Annotated in this window: 13 protein-coding genes; 11 read left to right on the forward strand and 2 right to left on the reverse strand. The window is 61.1% G+C overall.

The features are described 5' to 3' along the window. Window positions 1–17 precede the first annotated feature (17 nt). The 5 genes from LRS06_RS25180 (at window position 18) to LRS06_RS25200 (ending at window position 6051) form a co-directional block, all read left to right on the forward strand. On the forward strand, window positions 18–2612 hold the full coding sequence (locus LRS06_RS25180; RefSeq protein ID WP_257873899.1) for a glycoside hydrolase family 2 protein: 2595 nt from the start codon (window positions 18–20) through the stop codon (window positions 2610–2612). Window positions 2613–2708: 96 nt separating this feature from the next. Continuing rightward, window positions 2709–3143, forward strand: coding sequence for a carboxylesterase family protein (locus LRS06_RS25185; RefSeq protein ID WP_257873900.1), 435 nt, complete (start codon window positions 2709–2711; stop codon window positions 3141–3143). Then, window positions 3133–4368 (forward strand): carboxylesterase/lipase family protein, encoded by a 1236-nt coding sequence (locus LRS06_RS25190; RefSeq protein ID WP_257873901.1) that lies wholly within the window; start codon window positions 3133–3135, stop codon window positions 4366–4368. Before LRS06_RS25185 ends, LRS06_RS25190 begins: the two co-directional genes overlap by 11 nt. 27 nt (window positions 4369–4395) lie before the next feature. Continuing rightward, window positions 4396–4902: a phosphoheptose isomerase gene (locus LRS06_RS25195; RefSeq protein ID WP_257873902.1), complete on the forward strand. Its 507-nt coding sequence runs from the start codon at window positions 4396–4398 to the stop codon at window positions 4900–4902. A gap of 168 nt (window positions 4903–5070) precedes the next feature. Further along, entirely contained in the window at window positions 5071–6051 is a 981-nt protein-coding gene (locus tag LRS06_RS25200) for a tyrosine-type recombinase/integrase (protein ID WP_257873903.1), read from the forward strand. Between the two features lie 122 nt (window positions 6052–6173). Here the strand turns inward: LRS06_RS25200 and LRS06_RS25205 are convergent, their stop codons facing one another. Beyond that, window positions 6174–6635, reverse strand: coding sequence for a transposase (locus LRS06_RS25205; protein ID WP_257869901.1), 462 nt, complete (start codon window positions 6633–6635; stop codon window positions 6174–6176). Continuing rightward, window positions 6632–6949 carry a transposase gene (locus LRS06_RS25210; RefSeq protein ID WP_257869900.1) on the reverse strand — a complete coding sequence of 106 codons (318 nt, stop codon included), beginning with the start codon at window positions 6947–6949 and terminating at the stop codon, window positions 6632–6634. Before LRS06_RS25210 ends, LRS06_RS25205 begins: the two co-directional genes overlap by 4 nt. Before the next feature lie 782 nt (window positions 6950–7731). Between LRS06_RS25210 and LRS06_RS25215 the strand changes: the two genes are divergently transcribed. From LRS06_RS25215 to LRS06_RS25240, 6 genes are all read left to right on the forward strand, one after another. Then, the gene (locus tag LRS06_RS25215; RefSeq protein WP_257873904.1) at window positions 7732–8349 is read left to right on the forward strand and encodes an RNA polymerase sigma factor; all 618 of its coding nucleotides are present in this window, start codon (window positions 7732–7734) and stop codon (window positions 8347–8349) included. A gap of 104 nt (window positions 8350–8453) precedes the next feature. Next, window positions 8454–9518 (forward strand): FecR family protein, encoded by a 1065-nt coding sequence (locus LRS06_RS25220; protein WP_257873905.1) that lies wholly within the window; start codon window positions 8454–8456, stop codon window positions 9516–9518. Between the two features lie 52 nt (window positions 9519–9570). Next, the gene (locus tag LRS06_RS25225; RefSeq protein WP_257873970.1) at window positions 9571–13026 is read left to right on the forward strand and encodes a TonB-dependent receptor; all 3456 of its coding nucleotides are present in this window, start codon (window positions 9571–9573) and stop codon (window positions 13024–13026) included. Between the two features lie 24 nt (window positions 13027–13050). Further along, the gene (locus LRS06_RS25230) at window positions 13051–14661 is read left to right on the forward strand and encodes a RagB/SusD family nutrient uptake outer membrane protein (RefSeq protein WP_257873906.1); all 1611 of its coding nucleotides are present in this window, start codon (window positions 13051–13053) and stop codon (window positions 14659–14661) included. A gap of 45 nt (window positions 14662–14706) precedes the next feature. After that, window positions 14707–15849 carry a SusE domain-containing protein gene (locus tag LRS06_RS25235; RefSeq protein WP_257873907.1) on the forward strand — a complete coding sequence of 381 codons (1143 nt, stop codon included), beginning with the start codon at window positions 14707–14709 and terminating at the stop codon, window positions 15847–15849. Window positions 15850–15978: 129 nt separating this feature from the next. Continuing rightward, window positions 15979–17139, forward strand: a complete 1161-nt coding sequence (locus LRS06_RS25240) for a glycoside hydrolase family 76 protein (protein ID WP_257873908.1) — start codon at window positions 15979–15981, stop codon at window positions 17137–17139. Window positions 17140–17185 lie beyond the last annotated feature (46 nt).

The raw sequence follows: 17185 nt of genomic DNA on the forward strand, positions 1-17185 counted from the left end.
TACTAAGCCGCTTACTTATGGTACCCCTGCTTGGGCTTGCCGTAGCCGCACTGGCCGGCCCGGCGAAGCCCGCTGCCCCGGCGGCTAAAACCACGCAGGCGCTGACCTCGGGCTGGCGCTTTCGGCAGGTAGGCAAAGAGGCCTGGACCCCGGCCACCGTGCCGGGCTGCGTACACACCGATCTGCTGGCAGCCGGGCAGATTCCGGACCCGCTCTACCGCGACAACGAGCTGCAGCTGCAGTGGATTGGCAAGGTGGACTGGGAATACGAAACCACGTTTACCGTTACCCCCGAAACCCTGCAGCAAACCAACCTGGAGCTGGTTTTCCAGGGGCTGGACACATACGCCGACGTCACGCTCAACGAAGTAGCCGTTCTGCACACCGACAACATGTTCCGGGAGTGGCGGGCCAGCGTGAAGCCGCAGCTGCGCGTGGGCCCAAACCGCTTGCACGTCCGGTTCCGCTCCCCCCTCAACGAAGTAGCCGGCCTGCCGGCTAAGGCAGGCTTTTCGCTGTATGCCGGCAACGACGAGCAGTCTATGACGGTGGTGGGGGAAAAAGGCCCGCCGCTGAGCCCTTACACCCGCAAAGCCCCCTACCAATACGGCTGGGACTGGGGCCCGCGCCTGGTCACGTCCGGCATCTGGCAGCCCGTGCAGCTCGAAGCCTGGACGGAGGCCCGCCTCAAGAACCTGCACCTGGTGCAGCGCACCCTTACGCCCAAGCTGGCGGAGCTGACCACGGAAGTGGAATACGAAGCAGTGGCCGCTACCACCGCCACGCTGCAGCTTGAAGCCCGGGGCGCTGACGGCCAGCTCGCCCATCCCGCCATCACCCAAACCGTTTCGCTGACCCCCGGCCGCCACGTGCTGACGGTGCCGCTGCAAGTGGAAAAGCCGCAGCGCTGGTTTCCGGCCGGCTACGGGGCCCAGCCCTTGTACACGGTCACGGCGCAGCTGATCCTCAACGGACAGACCTTGGATAAGACCTCGCAGCGCATCGGGTTGCGCACCCTGGAAGTGCGCCGGCAGGCGGACCAATACGGCAAGTCGTTTGAGTTCGTGGTCAATGGCCTCCCCATCTTTGCCAAGGGTGCCAACTGGATTCCGGCTGATATTTTCCCGAACCGCGTGACGCCCGGCAAGTACCGCCAACTGCTGCAGGCCGCCAAGGACGCCAATATGAACATGGTGCGCGTGTGGGGCGGGGGCATCTACGAAAACGACGTTTTCTACGACCTCTGCGACGAGCTGGGCCTGCTGGTCTGGCAGGACTTCATGTTCGCCTGCACCTTTTACCCCGGCGACGACGCTTTCTTCAGCAACGTGCGCCAGGAAGCCACCGACCAGGTGCGCCGCCTGCGCCACCACCCGAGCCTGGCTATCTGGGTGGGCAACAACGAAAACGAGGTAGCCTGGCAGGACTGGAATATGCCCGCCATCATCGGGGCAGCGCACCAAAAGCAGGTCTGGGGCGACTACCTGCGTCTGTTCAACGACCTGCTGCCCACCGTGCTGCGCGAGCAGGACCCCAGCCGCCTGTACTGGCCCTCCAGTCCCTCGGCCAACTACGAAGATCTGGCCAGCCGCCAGCGCAACGGCGACATGCACTACTGGGCCGTTTGGGCCGGCACCGAGCCGCTTTCGGCCTACGAGCAGCAGGTGCCGCGCTTCATGAGCGAGTATGGCTTCCAGTCGTTTCCGGAGCTGAAATCCGTGCAGCAGTACGCCCAGCCCGCCGACTTCGACCTTGCCTCGCCTGTGATGCGCCAGCATCAGCGCAGCCAGGCCGGCAACCCGCGCCTGCTCGAATACCTGCGCCGCGACTTCCGGGAGCCCAGGGATTTTCCCGCGTTTCTGTACGTAAGCCAGGTGCTGCAGGCCCACGCCATCAAGCTGGCCGCCGAGCACCTGCGCCGCAACCGCCCCCGCGTCATGGGCTCACTGTACTGGCAGCTCAACGACTGCTGGGGCGGCGCCTCCTGGTCGTCCATCGACTACTACGGGCGCTGGAAAGCCCTGCAGTACTACGCCCGCCGCTTCTACGCCCCGGTGCTGGTCAGCCCCCACGAAGAAGGCGACACGGTGCGCTTCTACGTGGTATCCGACCGCACGGCCGCCGTGCCGGCCCGCCTGCAGGTGCGCCTGCTGGATTTCAACGGCAAGGTGCTGTACAAGCAAGCTCGGGCCCTGCAGATCGAGCCGTTGGCCAGCAGATCGTACCTCGATATCCCCCGCACCAAGCTCCTGCAGGGCCACGACCCTAAGCAAGTGGTGCTGAGCTGTGAGGTGCAGGGGGCGGATGGCACGATGCTCACTGCCAACACCCATTATTTCGCCCCGCCCAAGGATATGAACCTGCCGGCGGCCCGCATTGCCACCACCTGGAAGCAGCTTAGCGACAGCACCTTTCAGCTTACCCTGAAAAGTAAACAGCTGGTCCGCGACGTGAACCTGACGCTGGCGCAGGGTGACGGATTTTTTGAGGACAACTACTTCGACCTGCTGCCCGGCCAGGCCCGTCGGGTAATCTTACGCCCCGCCGCCAGCACCTCTGCGGCTGAGCTGCGGCAGCGCCTGCGCGTGCAGTCGTTGGCTGATGCATTCTAGCCTCCGGCCGCATTGTCTTCTCTTTGCCTTATGCACACGTTTTCTTTTGACAACCAAGGCTGTATGTCAAAACCTTGTTTCCTGCCAGTTGGATTTTTGTGCTCATCTAAGGTGTGGGGGTTGAGTGGCTTGTTGCTACTTGGCAGCCTGTGGCCCGGGAGATCCAACGCCCAGACATCCACGACGAACGACCTGCGTCAGCACCGGGTGCGGATAGCTTCCGGTCTGCTCGAAGGCGAAGCCGGGACGGCGGGCATCCACGTTTTTAAGGGCGTACCGTTTGCCGCCCCGCCCGTGGGCGAGTTGCGCTGGCGGGCACCACAGCCCGCCGCCAGCTGGACAGGGGTGCGACCAGCCCGTATATTTGGCTTCAAGCCCATGCAGCTGACCGTGTACGGCGACATGAATTCCCGCGCCGCCGGTATGGCTGAAGACTGCCTCTACCTGAACGTCTGGACGCCGGCGCGCAGCAGTAGGGAGCGGCTGCCGGTGCTGGTGTACTTCTACGGGGGGTGGGTACGTGGCCGGTGACGGCTCCGAGCCGCGCTACGACGGGGAGAGCATGGCCCGCCGCGGCATTGTCATGGTCACCGTCAACTACCGCCTCGGCGTGTTCGGCTTCCTGGCCCACCCCGAGCTGACACAGGAGCCCGGTGCGCAGGGCTCCGGCAACTATGGGCTGCTCGACCAGCAGGCGGCCCTGCGCTGGGTGCAGCAGAATATTGCCGCGTTTGGTGGCGACCCCGCCCGCGTGACCATCGGCGGGGAGTCGGCGGGGTCCGTGTCGGTTAGCGCTCAAATGGTGGCGCCTGGCTCGCGGGGCCTGTTTGTGCGGGCCATCGGGGAAAGCGGCTCCATGCTCAGCCAGGGCCGCAGCCCGGAGCCGCAGCCTGATGCCGAGCGCAAGGGAGCAGCCTTTGGCAGCAGCCTGGGCGCCGCCTCGCTGACGGCGCTGCGGGCCTTGCCCGCCCTGGAGTTACTGCAAGCGGCCGGACAGCCCGGTGCCCCGCGCTTCGGGCCGGTGCTCGACGGCAGTTTTCTCCCCCAAAGCCCGGCTGCCGTTTTCGCCGCCGGAAGTCAGGCCCGGGTGCCGCTGCTGGTGGGCTGGAACTCCCAGGAAGTCACCTACCATTCCCTGCTGGGTACCGATCCGCCCACGGTAGCCAGCTTTCAGCGGGCCGTGCAGCGCCTGTATGGCCCGCAGGCCGCCGAAATATTCCGCCTATACCCCGCCACCACCGATGCCGAAGCCGAGCAGGCGGCTACCGACCTGGCCTGTGACCGGTTCACCGTGTACAGCACCTGGAAGTGGGCCGACTTACACGGGCAGACCAGTAGCCAGCCGGTGTACCGCTACATCTTCGCCCGGCCCCGGCCGGCATTGGTGGCCGAGCTGAGCGACGTGACGCCTGGCCTAGCGGGTGGGCTGCTAAAAAATACGGTAGCCCCAAAGCCGGCCCTTTCACCCGCGCGTGGGGCCGTGCACGCGGCCGAAATTGAGTACGCCCTGGGCAATCTGGCGACAAATAAGGCATTTGCCTGGGAAAAAGCCGATTACCAGGTCTCAGAGCAGTTTCAGGCCTATTTAGTCAATTTCATCAAAACCGGTAACCCCAACGGCCCTCGCCTCCCGGCCTGGCCCGCCGCCAATTCTCCCAGGCAAGGTGGGCAGGTGCTGCGCCTGGACGTGCGTCCCCGCGCTGAGCCCGAGCCTCATCGGGAGCGGTACCTGTTCCTGGATCAGGTAAATCGATAAGCAAGCAACCTCGAGACATTCAACTACATGCAAGACCCATTAACCTCCAAAGAACAGCTTTTCTCTCAAGTTGAGCAGCAACTTAGCCAACAAGGGTTCATTATTGAGCGACAGGACTACACGCGGCCCTGGGGTGGCTTCTTTGTCATCGACGAAAGTCAGGCTCAGCAGTTCGCCGATACTTACTTTGATGGCCTGGCCGCGGACTCGCTGCGTATTGCCGGGAAGCTAAGCCCCAAAATTCTCGTCGTGGCACCGCACCAGCGCCTTTCGTGGCAGTATCACCACCGGCGGGCCGAAATCTGGCGCGTGGTGCAAGGGCCGGTAGGTGTGGTAACCAGCCCTACCGATGAGGAAGGCCCGCTGAACAGCTACTCAGTTGGGGAGCAGATTATTCTGAGCCAGGGCGAGCGGCACCGCCTCGTGGGACTCGCTACCTGGGGCATCCTGGCCGAAATTTGGCAGCACACCCACGCGCAGCACCCTTCCGACGAGGATGACATCGTGCGGGTACAGGATGACTTCGGGCGGTAAGCCGGCTTTGTCAGTAAAGCCATCAGGCAGCACTCAGTAGGATCATAAGACCAGTATTGTAGAACGCGACACATAACTTAGTACCGATAATCATTAATTGTCGGTACTAAGTTATTTTTGTTATTTTAGCACTAAAATCTTCTCATTACTCCTTATTTATATAGGTGCATGGAAAATTCGTCTTCACTGCCCGTCGTCGTGCCTACCCGCCACCACTCGTTGGTTGAGCTACCCCCTTCGGTCGCTCGCTACGTCGAGGCTGGCTTGCATGGGGCCGAGAATACCAAACGTGGCTATGCGGCCGACCTGCGCAGCTTCCAGGATTACTGCGAGCATCACCAGGTACCTCACTTACCGGCCGAAGTGACGACGGTGGCGGGCTACGTGTCGCAGATGGCAGACCGCGGCCTGAAGCTGGCGACCATCCGGCGGCACGTGGCGGCTATTGCCAAGCTGCACCAGTTGGCGGGTCAGCCTTCGCCCACCGGCCATGAGGCGTTGCAGGTGGTGCTCGATGGTATTGCCCGCGTCGTGGGCAAGCGGCAGCGGCAGGCGCCGGCCTTCACCGTGGCGGAGCTGAAGCAGGCTATCCGGGCAATGAATGTGACCACGCCGACCGGGCTGCGGGACCGCGCATTGCTGCTATTGGGCTTTGCGGGGGCTTTTCGCCGCTCGGAGCTGGTAGCGCTTAATGTTGAGGACGTGGAGTTGACCCGGCAGGCGTTGGTGATTCACCTGCGCCAGAGCAAGACCAACCAGTATGGCTTGGAGGAAGATAAAGCAGTATTTTACTCTCCTAGTGCGGATTTCTGCCCTGTACGGGCAGTGCAGGAATGGATTGAATACCTTGGTTGGAGTACCGGACCTTTGTTTACGCGCATGAGTCGGGGAAACAAAGACCGCCCCGCTCAACCCAGCAACCATCGGTTAACGGACCAAAGCGTAAATGATCTGGTCCAACGCCATCTTGGAGTAACGTATACTGCTCACTCTCTTCGCGCATCTTTTGTAACGATTGCCGTTGAGGCAGGCCAGTCAAACAAGGCCATCAAGAATCAGACAAAGCAAAAAACGGATGCAATGATTGAGCGGTATGCCCGCCTCGATGACGTGAAACGGTTTAATGCAGCACAACACCTGGGGTTATAGTTTACTGCTGCATTAATCTAAAAGCCTATTGGGTATTTGCCATACTTCATCTGACCTCCGCTTATCGAAGCATGACGGAAACGATATTTTTGTAATACCCCAAACGGGCTCTTAGAAGCTGTTTAAGTTAGCTTGGTGAGTCGTCGGATGTTGGCTAGGTAGAGCCAGGCGTTGGCATGCTGCGTTTTCCGTTCGTAGTCTTTGGCCAAGCGGCGGTTGTTGCCGGCCCAGGCAATGCTGCGCTCCACCACCCAGCGCTTGGTGTGGATAAAAAAACGGCCTTTGTCGGCCACTACGCCCTTGGGTACCTGCGCCAGTACACCCCGGCCCGCCAGGTGCTGGCGAAAGCAGCGGCCAAAGCCGCCGTCCACGAACACGATCTGCAGCCGGTCAAGTAGTTCGTTGTCCAGCGCCAGTGCGTCCCAGAAGCGGGCCGTGCTGGCGCCGTCGTGGCAGTGGGCGGCGACCACGCAGCAGGCGAGCAGGTTGCCCAGCGTATCCACCAGGAAAAAGCGCTTGCGGCCCTTGATGCATTTGCCCGCGTCGTAGCCCACGCAACGCGTACTGGTGGCCGTGTTTTTCACGCTTTGGCTGTCGAGGATGGCCTCGGTGGGCTGGGCATTTTTTTTGCCCGCTCCCGGGCCTCAATCGTCAAACAAGCACTGACCCGTTGCCAGCTGCCATCCGCTGTCCACTTGGTGAAATAGTAGTACACCGTCGGCCAGGGTGGAAAGTCCGCCGGCACGTCGCGCCACACGCAGCCGTTCTTGAGCACGTAGAAAATGCCGTTTACTACCGCTCGCAACGGCCACTTGCTCGTGCGCTGCACCACCAGCAACGGCGCCAGCTTTGCCCACTGACGCTCCGTTAGATCCGAACTGTAACGCTTTTGCTGCATCCCCAAAGCTACTCGCTAACTTAAACAGCTTCTTAGACGCCTTGCATAAGGAGACGCGCCGTTGTCAGCTGGCCTGCGGTGGTTTCCCGCTGCAGTTACCCGATTCTATTTCCTGGTGCTTAAAGGTTTGCAAAGCAGTTGAGCGTATGTACCCACCGGAAGCTGCTCCTGGATGAACTGCTCAGGGAAGAAAGCTGAACCGGCTGAGTGGCACTTTTAACACCGCAACCGTACGTGCAGAACTTGGGAACTGCCAGCATTTATCCTGACCCTGTTTATTGCCGCAACCACTGAAAAAGAACGGAACCACGCTGCCCGGGCAAACAGCTCTGCGGCTCACAAGAGAGACGAAGAAGATGAATCGTTTTCCGTGTTACCCTGGCGGGAATGAATCTGATTCCCCTAGCTTTACTGTGCCGAATAGCAACTCGGTTAATTTTATTGGCTTACTTGCTGTTATGTCTACTTTGCCGCTAAACTTGGTCATCAGGGAAGAGCCCTGTTTCGTTCTATTGTACCCTCTATCATCGAAGTAGCATAGCTGCTGGAAGCTTTAAACGAAAGCATTACCAGCACACTGGCGGCCGCGCTGGCTTACTCCAGCCAAACCAGCCTCCGGGCCTAGTTGCAGTTGACGACGCGCCTGCCTTCTCGGCGTTAAATGTCTAAGCTCAACCCTGAAACACTGGCACCGGGATAAATCAATACCCCGGCACAGGCCCCGCATTTCACCAGCGAATATTTCTACCGTTTCTTTCGCTTTCCTTCAGCCCATTCCTCCTATGTCTTCGCTTGATGCCTCGTTGTGGGATGATTTCCGTACGGGCAATGAACAAGCGTTTGAGCGCATTTTCCTGGGCTACTACGAGGACCTGTATGGCTACGGCATGCGGCTTAGCCGAGACGAGGAGCTGGTAAAAGATGCCATCCAAAACCTTTTTCAGCGCCTCTGGCAGCGCCGGGCGCAGCTGGGCACCGTTGCTGTGCTCAAGCCGTACTTATTTAAGGCCCTGCGCCACCAGATAGCCGACGAGCTGGCCGCCGAGCAGCGCCGCAGCAAGCTATCCGACGACTATGAAGCCGAGTTTCAGGTGCAGTACTCACCCGAAGACTTCCTGATTGCGCAGCAGCTCTCGGCCGAGCGGCAGGCGGAATTGCTACTGGCAATCAATCAACTCAACAACCGCCAGCGCGAAGCCTTGCACCTCAAGTTTTTTGATGGCTTTGCCTACGACCGGATTGCCGACATTATGGCCCTGCATCCGCAGTCGGTGCGCAACTTGGTTCACCAAGCCATTACGCGGCTGCGGCAAGCCCTTCCCCCCTTGTGCCTGGCGGGACTTTCCGGGCAGTGGCTGTTCGTGAATAAGTTGGAAATTATAAATTTATTGTTTTGCTAGTCAGTTAGTTGTAATAATTATTGGAAAAATTCCAGCGTGGCATGAGTACAAAAAGCCCCGGGGCCAGTGGTTGAGGTAAAGCAGTCAACTTTCTCCCCTCGGCTATGGATTTTACACGCTACTCAGTCGAAGATTTCGTACTCGATGAGTCGTTCCAGGAATTCGTTGCCGATGCCGACTCCGAGGCGGGTATCTTCTGGCAGGCCTGGCTTACAGAGCACCCGCAGCAGCAGGCTGCTGCCGGCGAGGCATATGCCCTGGTGCAGGCCCTGAGCCCGGCAAAACCCTACCCGGTGCCGGCTGGCTTAAAGCAACAGGAGCTGCTGCGTCTGCGCCTGCGGTTGCAGCAAGCGCCGGTGGTTCGGCCCCGGCTGCGCGTTCAGCGGCGGGCTCGTTTGCTCTGGCTCAGCACCCTCACCCTGGCCCTGCTGACAGTTGTTGGCTGGTGGCAATGGTCACGGCCTGGCACAAGCGCCGATTCCCTGGCGCGTTTCACAACGGCCAACGGCCAGCGCCGCACCATAATCCTGCCCGATAGCTCGGTGGTGACGCTGAACGCCAACTCTACCCTGACAACTGCGGGCCAGTGGGCGGCTAACTCTCCGCGCGAAGTGTGGCTCACCGGTGAAGCCTATTTCCAGGTAAGCCACCGGGCAACCCGCCTAGTCAGCGACATCCGGTCGGCTCCGGCCAACGTCAAGTTTGTCGTGCATGCCGGGGAGCTGGCTATTTCGGTGGTGGGCACTCAGTTTGATGTAAACAGCCGGCCCGGGGCCACTAAGGTGGTGCTTCGGTCGGGTAAGGTAATTGTGGACCGCCAAGCCGGTCTGACTCGCGAAAACCTGGCCATGCAGCCCGGCGACCTGGTAGAAACCTCCGATGCCCGGCCGGCCCTGACGCGGCGCCGGGTAAAGCCCGACCACTATTCGGCCTGGACCCAGGACTGGCTGCGGTTCAGGGCCACTCCGGTACGCGAAATCGTGCAGCTGCTGCGCAGTTCCTACAACCTGCGGGTAGAGGTCAGCGACCCGTCCATTCTCAGTCAGGAAATCACGGGCGACGTGCCGGCAAACTCGCTCGAAGTGCTGTTGCCGGCGCTGGCGAAAGCGCTTGATGTTCAGGTTACCAGAACCGGAAACACGGTGCGCTTTCATCCATCAAATCACTGATTTCTCAACCGTTTGTTGCCCATTTTCACCTTTTCCCACCCCCTCTTCATTTATGGCAAACTTTACTCGTTATGTATGCCAGGCGCTGCTGTTGGGCATTGTAACCAGCAGTGCTAGTCGGGCTCAGGGAGCCCTGGCCATGGCCTCGGCCCGCTCGGCTGGCTCTACGCAGGCCAGCAGCCATGCCAGCCTGGAAACACTGGAAGAATTTCTACAGGAGCTGAAAGCCACTTACAAGGTCACTTTCTTATACCGCAGTCAACTCACTGTTGGAAAGTCGCTGCCCCGGTACGATTTGACCGCGGCTTCGCTGCCCCAGGCGCTGGGCCACGCCACCAAGCATAGTGGACTGCGCTTTGAGCCGCTTGAGGGCGCTGTCTACGTTATCGTTCCGGATGGTGCCGCAAGTCAGGCCGCAGAACAGGCGCCTACTACTGCCTCCATGCCGCAATCGATTCCGGGTACAGCTCTTCCGCAGGATACCCGTGCTACCAGGTTTGCCGCAGTGGCGGACGTAACCGTATCGGGCCGCGTTACCAACAGCGCGGGCGAAGGGCTGCCGGGGGTGACTATCGTTGTGAAGGGTACCACCCAGGGACAGGCGACGAATGTCGACGGCAGCTTCTCGCTGACCGTGCCCGAGGGCAGCGTGCTGGTTTTCAGCTCCGTGGGCATGGTCAACCGTGAGGTAACCGTCACCGGTCCGGTTTCGGACATGACTATTCGCCTGGAAACCGACAGCAAAGCGCTGGGTGAGGTGGTAGTGGTGGCCTACGGCACGCAGCAGAAGGCCAACGTGACGGGCGCTATCAACACGGTGTCGGCGGCAACGCTGGAAAACCGGCCAGTGACGACGGTGGCGCAGGCCCTGCAAGGCTCGGCACCTAACCTGACTATTCAGCAAAGCAGCGCCGAACCGGGCGCCGGGCTGAATATCAACATCCGGGGGGTAGGCACCTTGGGGAATGCCTCACCGCTGATTATCGTCGACGGTATTGCCGGCTCGCTCAACGCGCTCAATCCCAACGACATTGAGAGCGTGACGGTGCTGAAAGACGCCGCCTCGGCCGCCATCTACGGCTCCCGCGGCGCCAACGGCGTATTACTGGTTACGACCAAGCAGGGCGCGCTGAACCAGAAGCCCGTGGTTAACTATAATACGCTGGTGGGCATGCAGGCCCCAAACTTTCAGCGCAAGCCGGTGAGCGGCCTGGAGTTCATGCAGCTCAAGAACGAGGCCCTGGTTAACTCCGGGCAGTCGCCTCAGTTCTCGCCCCAAACCATGCGCGACTTCGCCGCCCGCGGCGACTACGAGTGGCACCTGAACCGGGTAATCCGCGAGCAGGCCCTGCAGCAAAACCACAACCTGAGTTTGAGCGGCAGCGGGGGACAAACGCGCTACCTGCTTTCGCTGGGCTATGTGGACCAGAACAGCCTGTTCTACGGCGACAACTACGGCTTTAAGCGCCTGAACACCCGCCTCAACCTCACGACCCAGGTAACGGAGCGGCTCAAGGTGGGCGGCATCTTTACCTACGCCCACGTGGGTACCCGCGAGCATGCTTTTGACTCACAGTGGATTATCAGCGACGCGGCCCGCATCCCGCGCATCTACCCCGTGCAGGACGAGCAGGGCAACTACGTAACGCCGGCCACCTCTACCAGCAACTCGGTGAACCGCCTCGTGAATGGCGGGCTGCGCACGAATTCCAACGACAACGGCTACGCCAACCTGAACGCTGAATTTGAGATAATAAAAGGCCTGAAGCTGCGCGGCTTAGTCGGTGGCGACCTGTGGAACTACCAGATGGACGAGTTTCGGCGCAGCCTAGAGTACGTGACGCTTGACGGCTCGCCCACGGCTGGCGGCGACGGCAACAACGCGGTGCGCAACAACCACGAGCGTACGCTGCTTACCAACTACCAGGCAACGCTTAACTACGACCTGAACCTAAGCGAAAAGCACTCGGTACAGGCCCTGGCAGGCTATTCGACTGAGAATTTCAACGTAGCCCGCTCAGGTATCAGCGTGCTGAATGTGCCGGGCAACAACTTTGGGGTAGTCAGCAATGGCACGGCCTTCGCCGGCAACGGCGTGTACGGCAACAATGAGGAGTGGGCCCTGAACTCGGTGTTCGGCCGCCTCAACTACGCTTTCGCCGATAAGTACCTGCTGGAAGGAAGCTTCCGCTACGACGGCTCGTCGCGCTTTGCCAGCGAAAGCCGCTGGGGCTTCTTCCCGTCGGTTTCGGTGGGCTGGCGCCCGCTGGAGGAGAACTTCCTCGACTTTCTGCAGACCTCGGTTTCGGACCTGAAGGTGCGCGCCTCCCTGGGCCAGCTGGGCAACCAGAACATCGGCCTTTACCGCTATTTGAGCACCATCAGCCTGGCGCCGGGCATTTACTCCTTCGGCGGACAGGCGGTACCGGGCAACTTCTTCAACACTGCCAACCGCGACATCACCTGGGAAACGTCCACGATGGGCAACATCGGCCTCGACGCCGGCTTCCTGCAGAACGCGCTGACGGTTAGCGTGGACATGTTCGACAAGCGCACCAGCGACATTCTCATCGACCTGCCCGTGGCCGGCGTGTTCGGCGCGGGTGCTCCCACCCAGAACGCGGCTAGCGTGCGCAACCAGGGCTGGGAAGTCGCCCTGACGTACCGGCAGCGTACGGACCGCGGCTACAACCACAGCCTTACCCTGAATGCCGCTGACAGCCGCAACACCGTCACCAATACCCGGGGCGTAGAAACGATTCGTGGCGGCGATGCCACCAACATCATCCGCGAGGGCTTCCCGATCAATTCCTACTTTGGCTACCGCTCGGCGGGCCTCTACCAGACCCCAGAAGATGCCGCCTCGGGCCCTCAACCCGACTTCGTAGCCCCCGGCTCGGTGCGGCCCGGCGACATCCGCTACGTGGACCGCAACGGCGACGGCCGCATCAACCAGGACGACCGGTTTATTCTTGGCAACCCGTTCCCGCGCTACACCTTTGGGGCCACGTACTCAGCCGACTACAAGGGCTTTGACCTGCTGGTATTCGTGCAGGGCGTGGGCAAGCGCAGCCTCTACATCCGCGGCGAGGGCGTGGAAGCCTTCCACAACAACTGGGAAAACGTGTACACCCAGCACCTGGACCGCTGGACGCCTACCAACGCCGACGCCTCCTACCCCCGCCTGACCATTGGCACGGCTTCGACCAACAACATCCAGGGCTCCGACTACTGGCTGCGCAACGCGGCGTATGCCCGTCTCAAGAACGTGCAGCTGGGCTACTCCCTGCCTGCGACGTTAACCCAAAAAGTCGGCATTCAGCGGCTGCGGCTCTTTGCCTCGGGCCAGGATCTGTACACCATCAGCAAGCTGAAGAAAATCGGGTATGACCCCGAAGTCTCGGAGTTCAGCGAGAGCATCGGCTTCGGTGGTGGCGGCGGCAGCAGCAGCGGCCGTGTGTATCCGGCCGTGCGGGTGGTTTCCCTGGGCCTCGACGTTTCCTTCTAATTCCCTTTCCCACCTCTTCCCGATATGAACCGTAATTTTCGCTACTCGCTGCTGCTGGGATTGGGGCTGAGCATGGGCCTGTCGTCCTGCCAGGACCTGGACATAGCCCCGACCGACCGGCCCACCGACGCCACGTTCTGGACGCAGCCGGCCGACGCGGCCAACGTGCTGGCCACCGCTTACGAGAACCTTTACAACAGTGAGTACTTCTTCTTCAACGAGGTGCTGTCTGATAATGCCTTCAACGTCAGCGACGTGAATGGCTCCAACTCGCGCAACATTGCCCAGGGCGCTTACGGCACCAACCAGCAGCGCATCACCAACGAGTGGGGCTACCACTACACCGGCATTCGCAAGTCCAACGTGCTGCTGGCCCACATCGATGAAATTCCCAGCATCGACGCCGGGCTCAAGGCCCGCTACATCGGTGAGGCCCGCGCCCTGCGCGCCTTCCACTACTTTCAGCTCCTGACCTGGTACGGGGACGTGCCGCTGGTAACCACGGAAATCGGCGTGACCGAGGCCCAGCAAGTCACCCGCACCCCGCGCGCGCAGGTGCTGGACTTCGTGCTGAAAGAGCTGGATGAAGCCGCCGCGGCGCTGCCCGTGAATACAGCCTATGCCGTCGCCGACCGGGGCCGCTTCACCAAGGGAGCCGCCCTGGCCCTGAAGGCCCGGGTGCTGCTCTACGAGAGCCGCTGGGCCGAGGTAACCACCCTAACCGAGCAGCTTATGAGCGGCGCGGTGGGCACCTACAGCCTGTTTCCGAGCTACACGGGGGTATTTGCGCCCAGCAACGAGGGCAACAACGAAGTGATGCTGGACCTGCAGTACCTGGTTCCGACCCGAACGCACTCCGAGCAACGCTTGTTTATTCCGCGCACTGAGGGCAAGCTCATTACCGCCATTGCCCCCACACAGGAGCTGGTGAACGACTACATCATGGCCAATGGCCAAGCCATATCCGAGGTCGGCTCCGGCTACAGCGAGGAAACGCCCTACGCAGGGCGTGACCCCCGCTTCGGGGCTACCATCGTGCATGACGGCTACGTGTGGCGGCGGCCCGATGGGTCAACCATTACCATCCGCACCGTGCCCGGCACCGGCGACAACTCCGTGGACCGCTCCGACGCCAGCCCGACCGGCTACTACTCGGCCAAGTACTTTGACCCCACCGCTGATGCCAACCTGAACTCCGGCCTGAACCTGATTCTGATTCGCTACGCCGACGTGCTGCTCATGCACGCCGAGGCCAAGAACGAGCAGAACCAGCTGACGGCCGCCGACTGGGACCGTACCATTGGGGTACTACGACGTCGGGCCGGCTTTACGGCCGCCGGCGCCCTGAACTTCCCGGCCGGCAGCCAGGAGAGCCTGCGTTCCATTGTACGCCGCGAGCGGCGCACTGAGCTGGCGATGGAAGGCCTGCGCATCTTCGACATCCGCCGGTGGCGCACGGCCGAAACCGTTCTCACCGGCTATGTACACGGCATCAAGGCCGGTAGCTCTGGGGTAGACAACGGCTACCTGCGCGTCGATCAACGCACCTTCGACCCGTCCCGACACTACCTCTGGCCGGTGCCCCAGCGGGAGCGTGATATCAACCCCAACTTAAGTCAAAACCCGGGCTGGTAGTCCGCCCCGCTTCTTTTCTTCTTCTTTTTATCTGATTTCTTAAAAATGAAAAGGCTCACCCACCCTTTGCTGTTCCTGCTGCTGCTGGCCAGCGGTCTGCTCTCCGGCTGTAAGGACGACGATAAGGCCCTCGATGGCACTATCACGCCGGTATCGAACTTTATTGCGCCCGGCGACAATACCTTCGTGCGCCTCGACCCTGCATCCAACGCCGCCATCACGTTCGAGTGGAGCCAGGCCCGCGCCGCCGACGGCACGCTGGTGCTCTACGAAGTAATGTTCGATGAGGAAGGCGGCGACTTTTCCAGCCCGGTCTACACCAGCACATCGGGCACCAACGGCCAGGACACCAAGCTAGTGCTGACCCACGGCGACCTGAACCGCATTGCCAACCTGGCCGGCATCAAGGCGCAGGACAAAGGCAAGCTGAAATGGACCGTGAATGCCTCCAAAGGCGTGAACGTGTTGCCCGCTACGGCCTCACGCGTAATCGAGCTGGAGCGCCCAGCCGGTTTCGCCACTATTCCCGCTAACCTGTACCTGACCGGCTCGGGAACCGAGGCGGGCACTGACCTGAGCAAGGCCATGCCCTTCAAGCGTATCTCGGCGGGCGTATTTGAGCTCTATACCCGCCTGAGCCCCGGCGAAGTGAAGCTGGTTGACCAGACCACAGGTACGCCTACGGCCTACTACATGGAAGGCAACAAGCTGCGCGAGGGCGACCAGGCGACCAGCCCGGCCGCTACGCCTGCGGTGTACCGCGTTCAGCTCGACTTCAACAACTCCGCCGCGACCCTAACCGAGATTGTGTCGGTTGGCCTGTGGGTGTCTGCTGAAAACAAGGTAAAGGCTGATCTTCCCTACGTGGGCAATGGCGTTTGGAAAGCGGAGAATACGCCCATTGAGTTCTTCCAGGAAAGCTGGGGCCGCGATGAGCGCTACAAGTTTTTGCTGACCGAGAAAGACGCCGCCGGCGTGACCAGCAAACGTTACCTGGGCAGCACCAACTCCGACAATCAGCGCGCCACGGCCAGCAGCCCGGCCTCCTACTTTCACCTCGTGCCCGGCCCGGACAGCCAGTATGACTATGCCTTTAAGTTTCAGTCGGAGGCCGATGGCAAAAACGCGGATATCACCGTCATGCTTCAGCCCGACGGCCCCTACACGCACCAGGTAACTATCCGCTAAGGGGTGAGGTGAAACGCCCGTTCGGCTACCAGTGCTCATGCTGAGCGGGCGTTTCGCACTTCAACACCCAGGCTGATACCTGACTACCACTTACAATTCTGCCGCTCTCGGCAATATTTCGCTTTCCTGATGGTTTCACTTACCGCTTCCCGTATTGCCGGTGCGCTTCTGAGCCTAGTGCTGCTGTGCTCCTGCAAGGAGCCCATCGACGACGTAATCACCAAGCCCCCGACTCCGCCGGTAACGGCGGCTCCGGCCAACTGGGCCGCCCGGGCCGACTCGGCGCAGAATGCCCTGCGGCAGGGCTTTTTCACGGCGGGCCAGTACTACGCCAAAAACAACGCCGGCGACGCGGGCTTCAACTACTGGTGGCAGGCCCACGGTCTGGACGTGCTGATGGACGGCTACAAGCGCACCAGCAGCTCCGACTACCTGACCCAGGCGCAGCAGCTGCAAGCAGGTGCCAAAGCCAAAAACGGCAACACCTACCTCAACGAGTTCTACGACGACATGGAGTGGCAGGCGCTGGCCTGCCTGCGCGCCTTCCAGCTTACCGGCGACCCGGCCTATAAAGCCACTGCCAAGTTGCTCTGGGAAGACATCAAAACCGGCTGGAACGAGCAGCAGGGCGGCGGCATAGCCTGGAAGAAAACCCAGCGCGACTACAAGAACACGCCCGCCAACGCACCCGCCGCCATTCTGGCCGCCCGCCTCTACCTGCTCGACAAAAACCCGGATGACTTAGCCTGGGCCGAGAAGATCTACCAGTGGCAGAAGGCCAAGCTGGTGGACCCAGCCACCGGCCTGGTATGGGACGGCATCAACCGCACCGGCGACGGGCAGATCGATAAAAACTGGCGCTTTACTTACTGCCAGGGCGTGTACATCGGAGCGGGACAGGCCCTTTATCAGGCCACGAAAAAACCAGAATACCTGGCCGATGCTACGCGCACAGCCAACTTCGTGCTCGGCGATGCGGACATGGCGCCCGGGGGCATCCTGAAAAACGAGAATGCCGGCGACGGGGGCTTGTTCAAAGGCATTCTGGTGCGCTACCTGGCCCAGCTGGCCGTGGAGCCCGACGTGAGTGCCACCAACCGCACGAGCTACATCAACTTTCTGAAGTTCAACGGCGAGTCGTCCTGGAAACGTGGGGCCCGCCGCCCGCCGGGCCTGTTCAACACCAACTGGACCACTCTGCCCCAGGGCGCAGTGGAGTCCTCCACGCAGATGAGCGGCGTGATGCTGATGGAAGTAATGGCTGATTTACAGGCTCGCAAGCTCCTGTAGGCAGCTTGAAGAGCATTGCCCTGTAGGCCAAGACCTATAGGTGGGA

Source organism: Hymenobacter sp. J193, from assembly GCF_024700075.1.
Taxonomy (GTDB): Bacteria; Bacteroidota; Bacteroidia; order Cytophagales; family Hymenobacteraceae; genus Hymenobacter.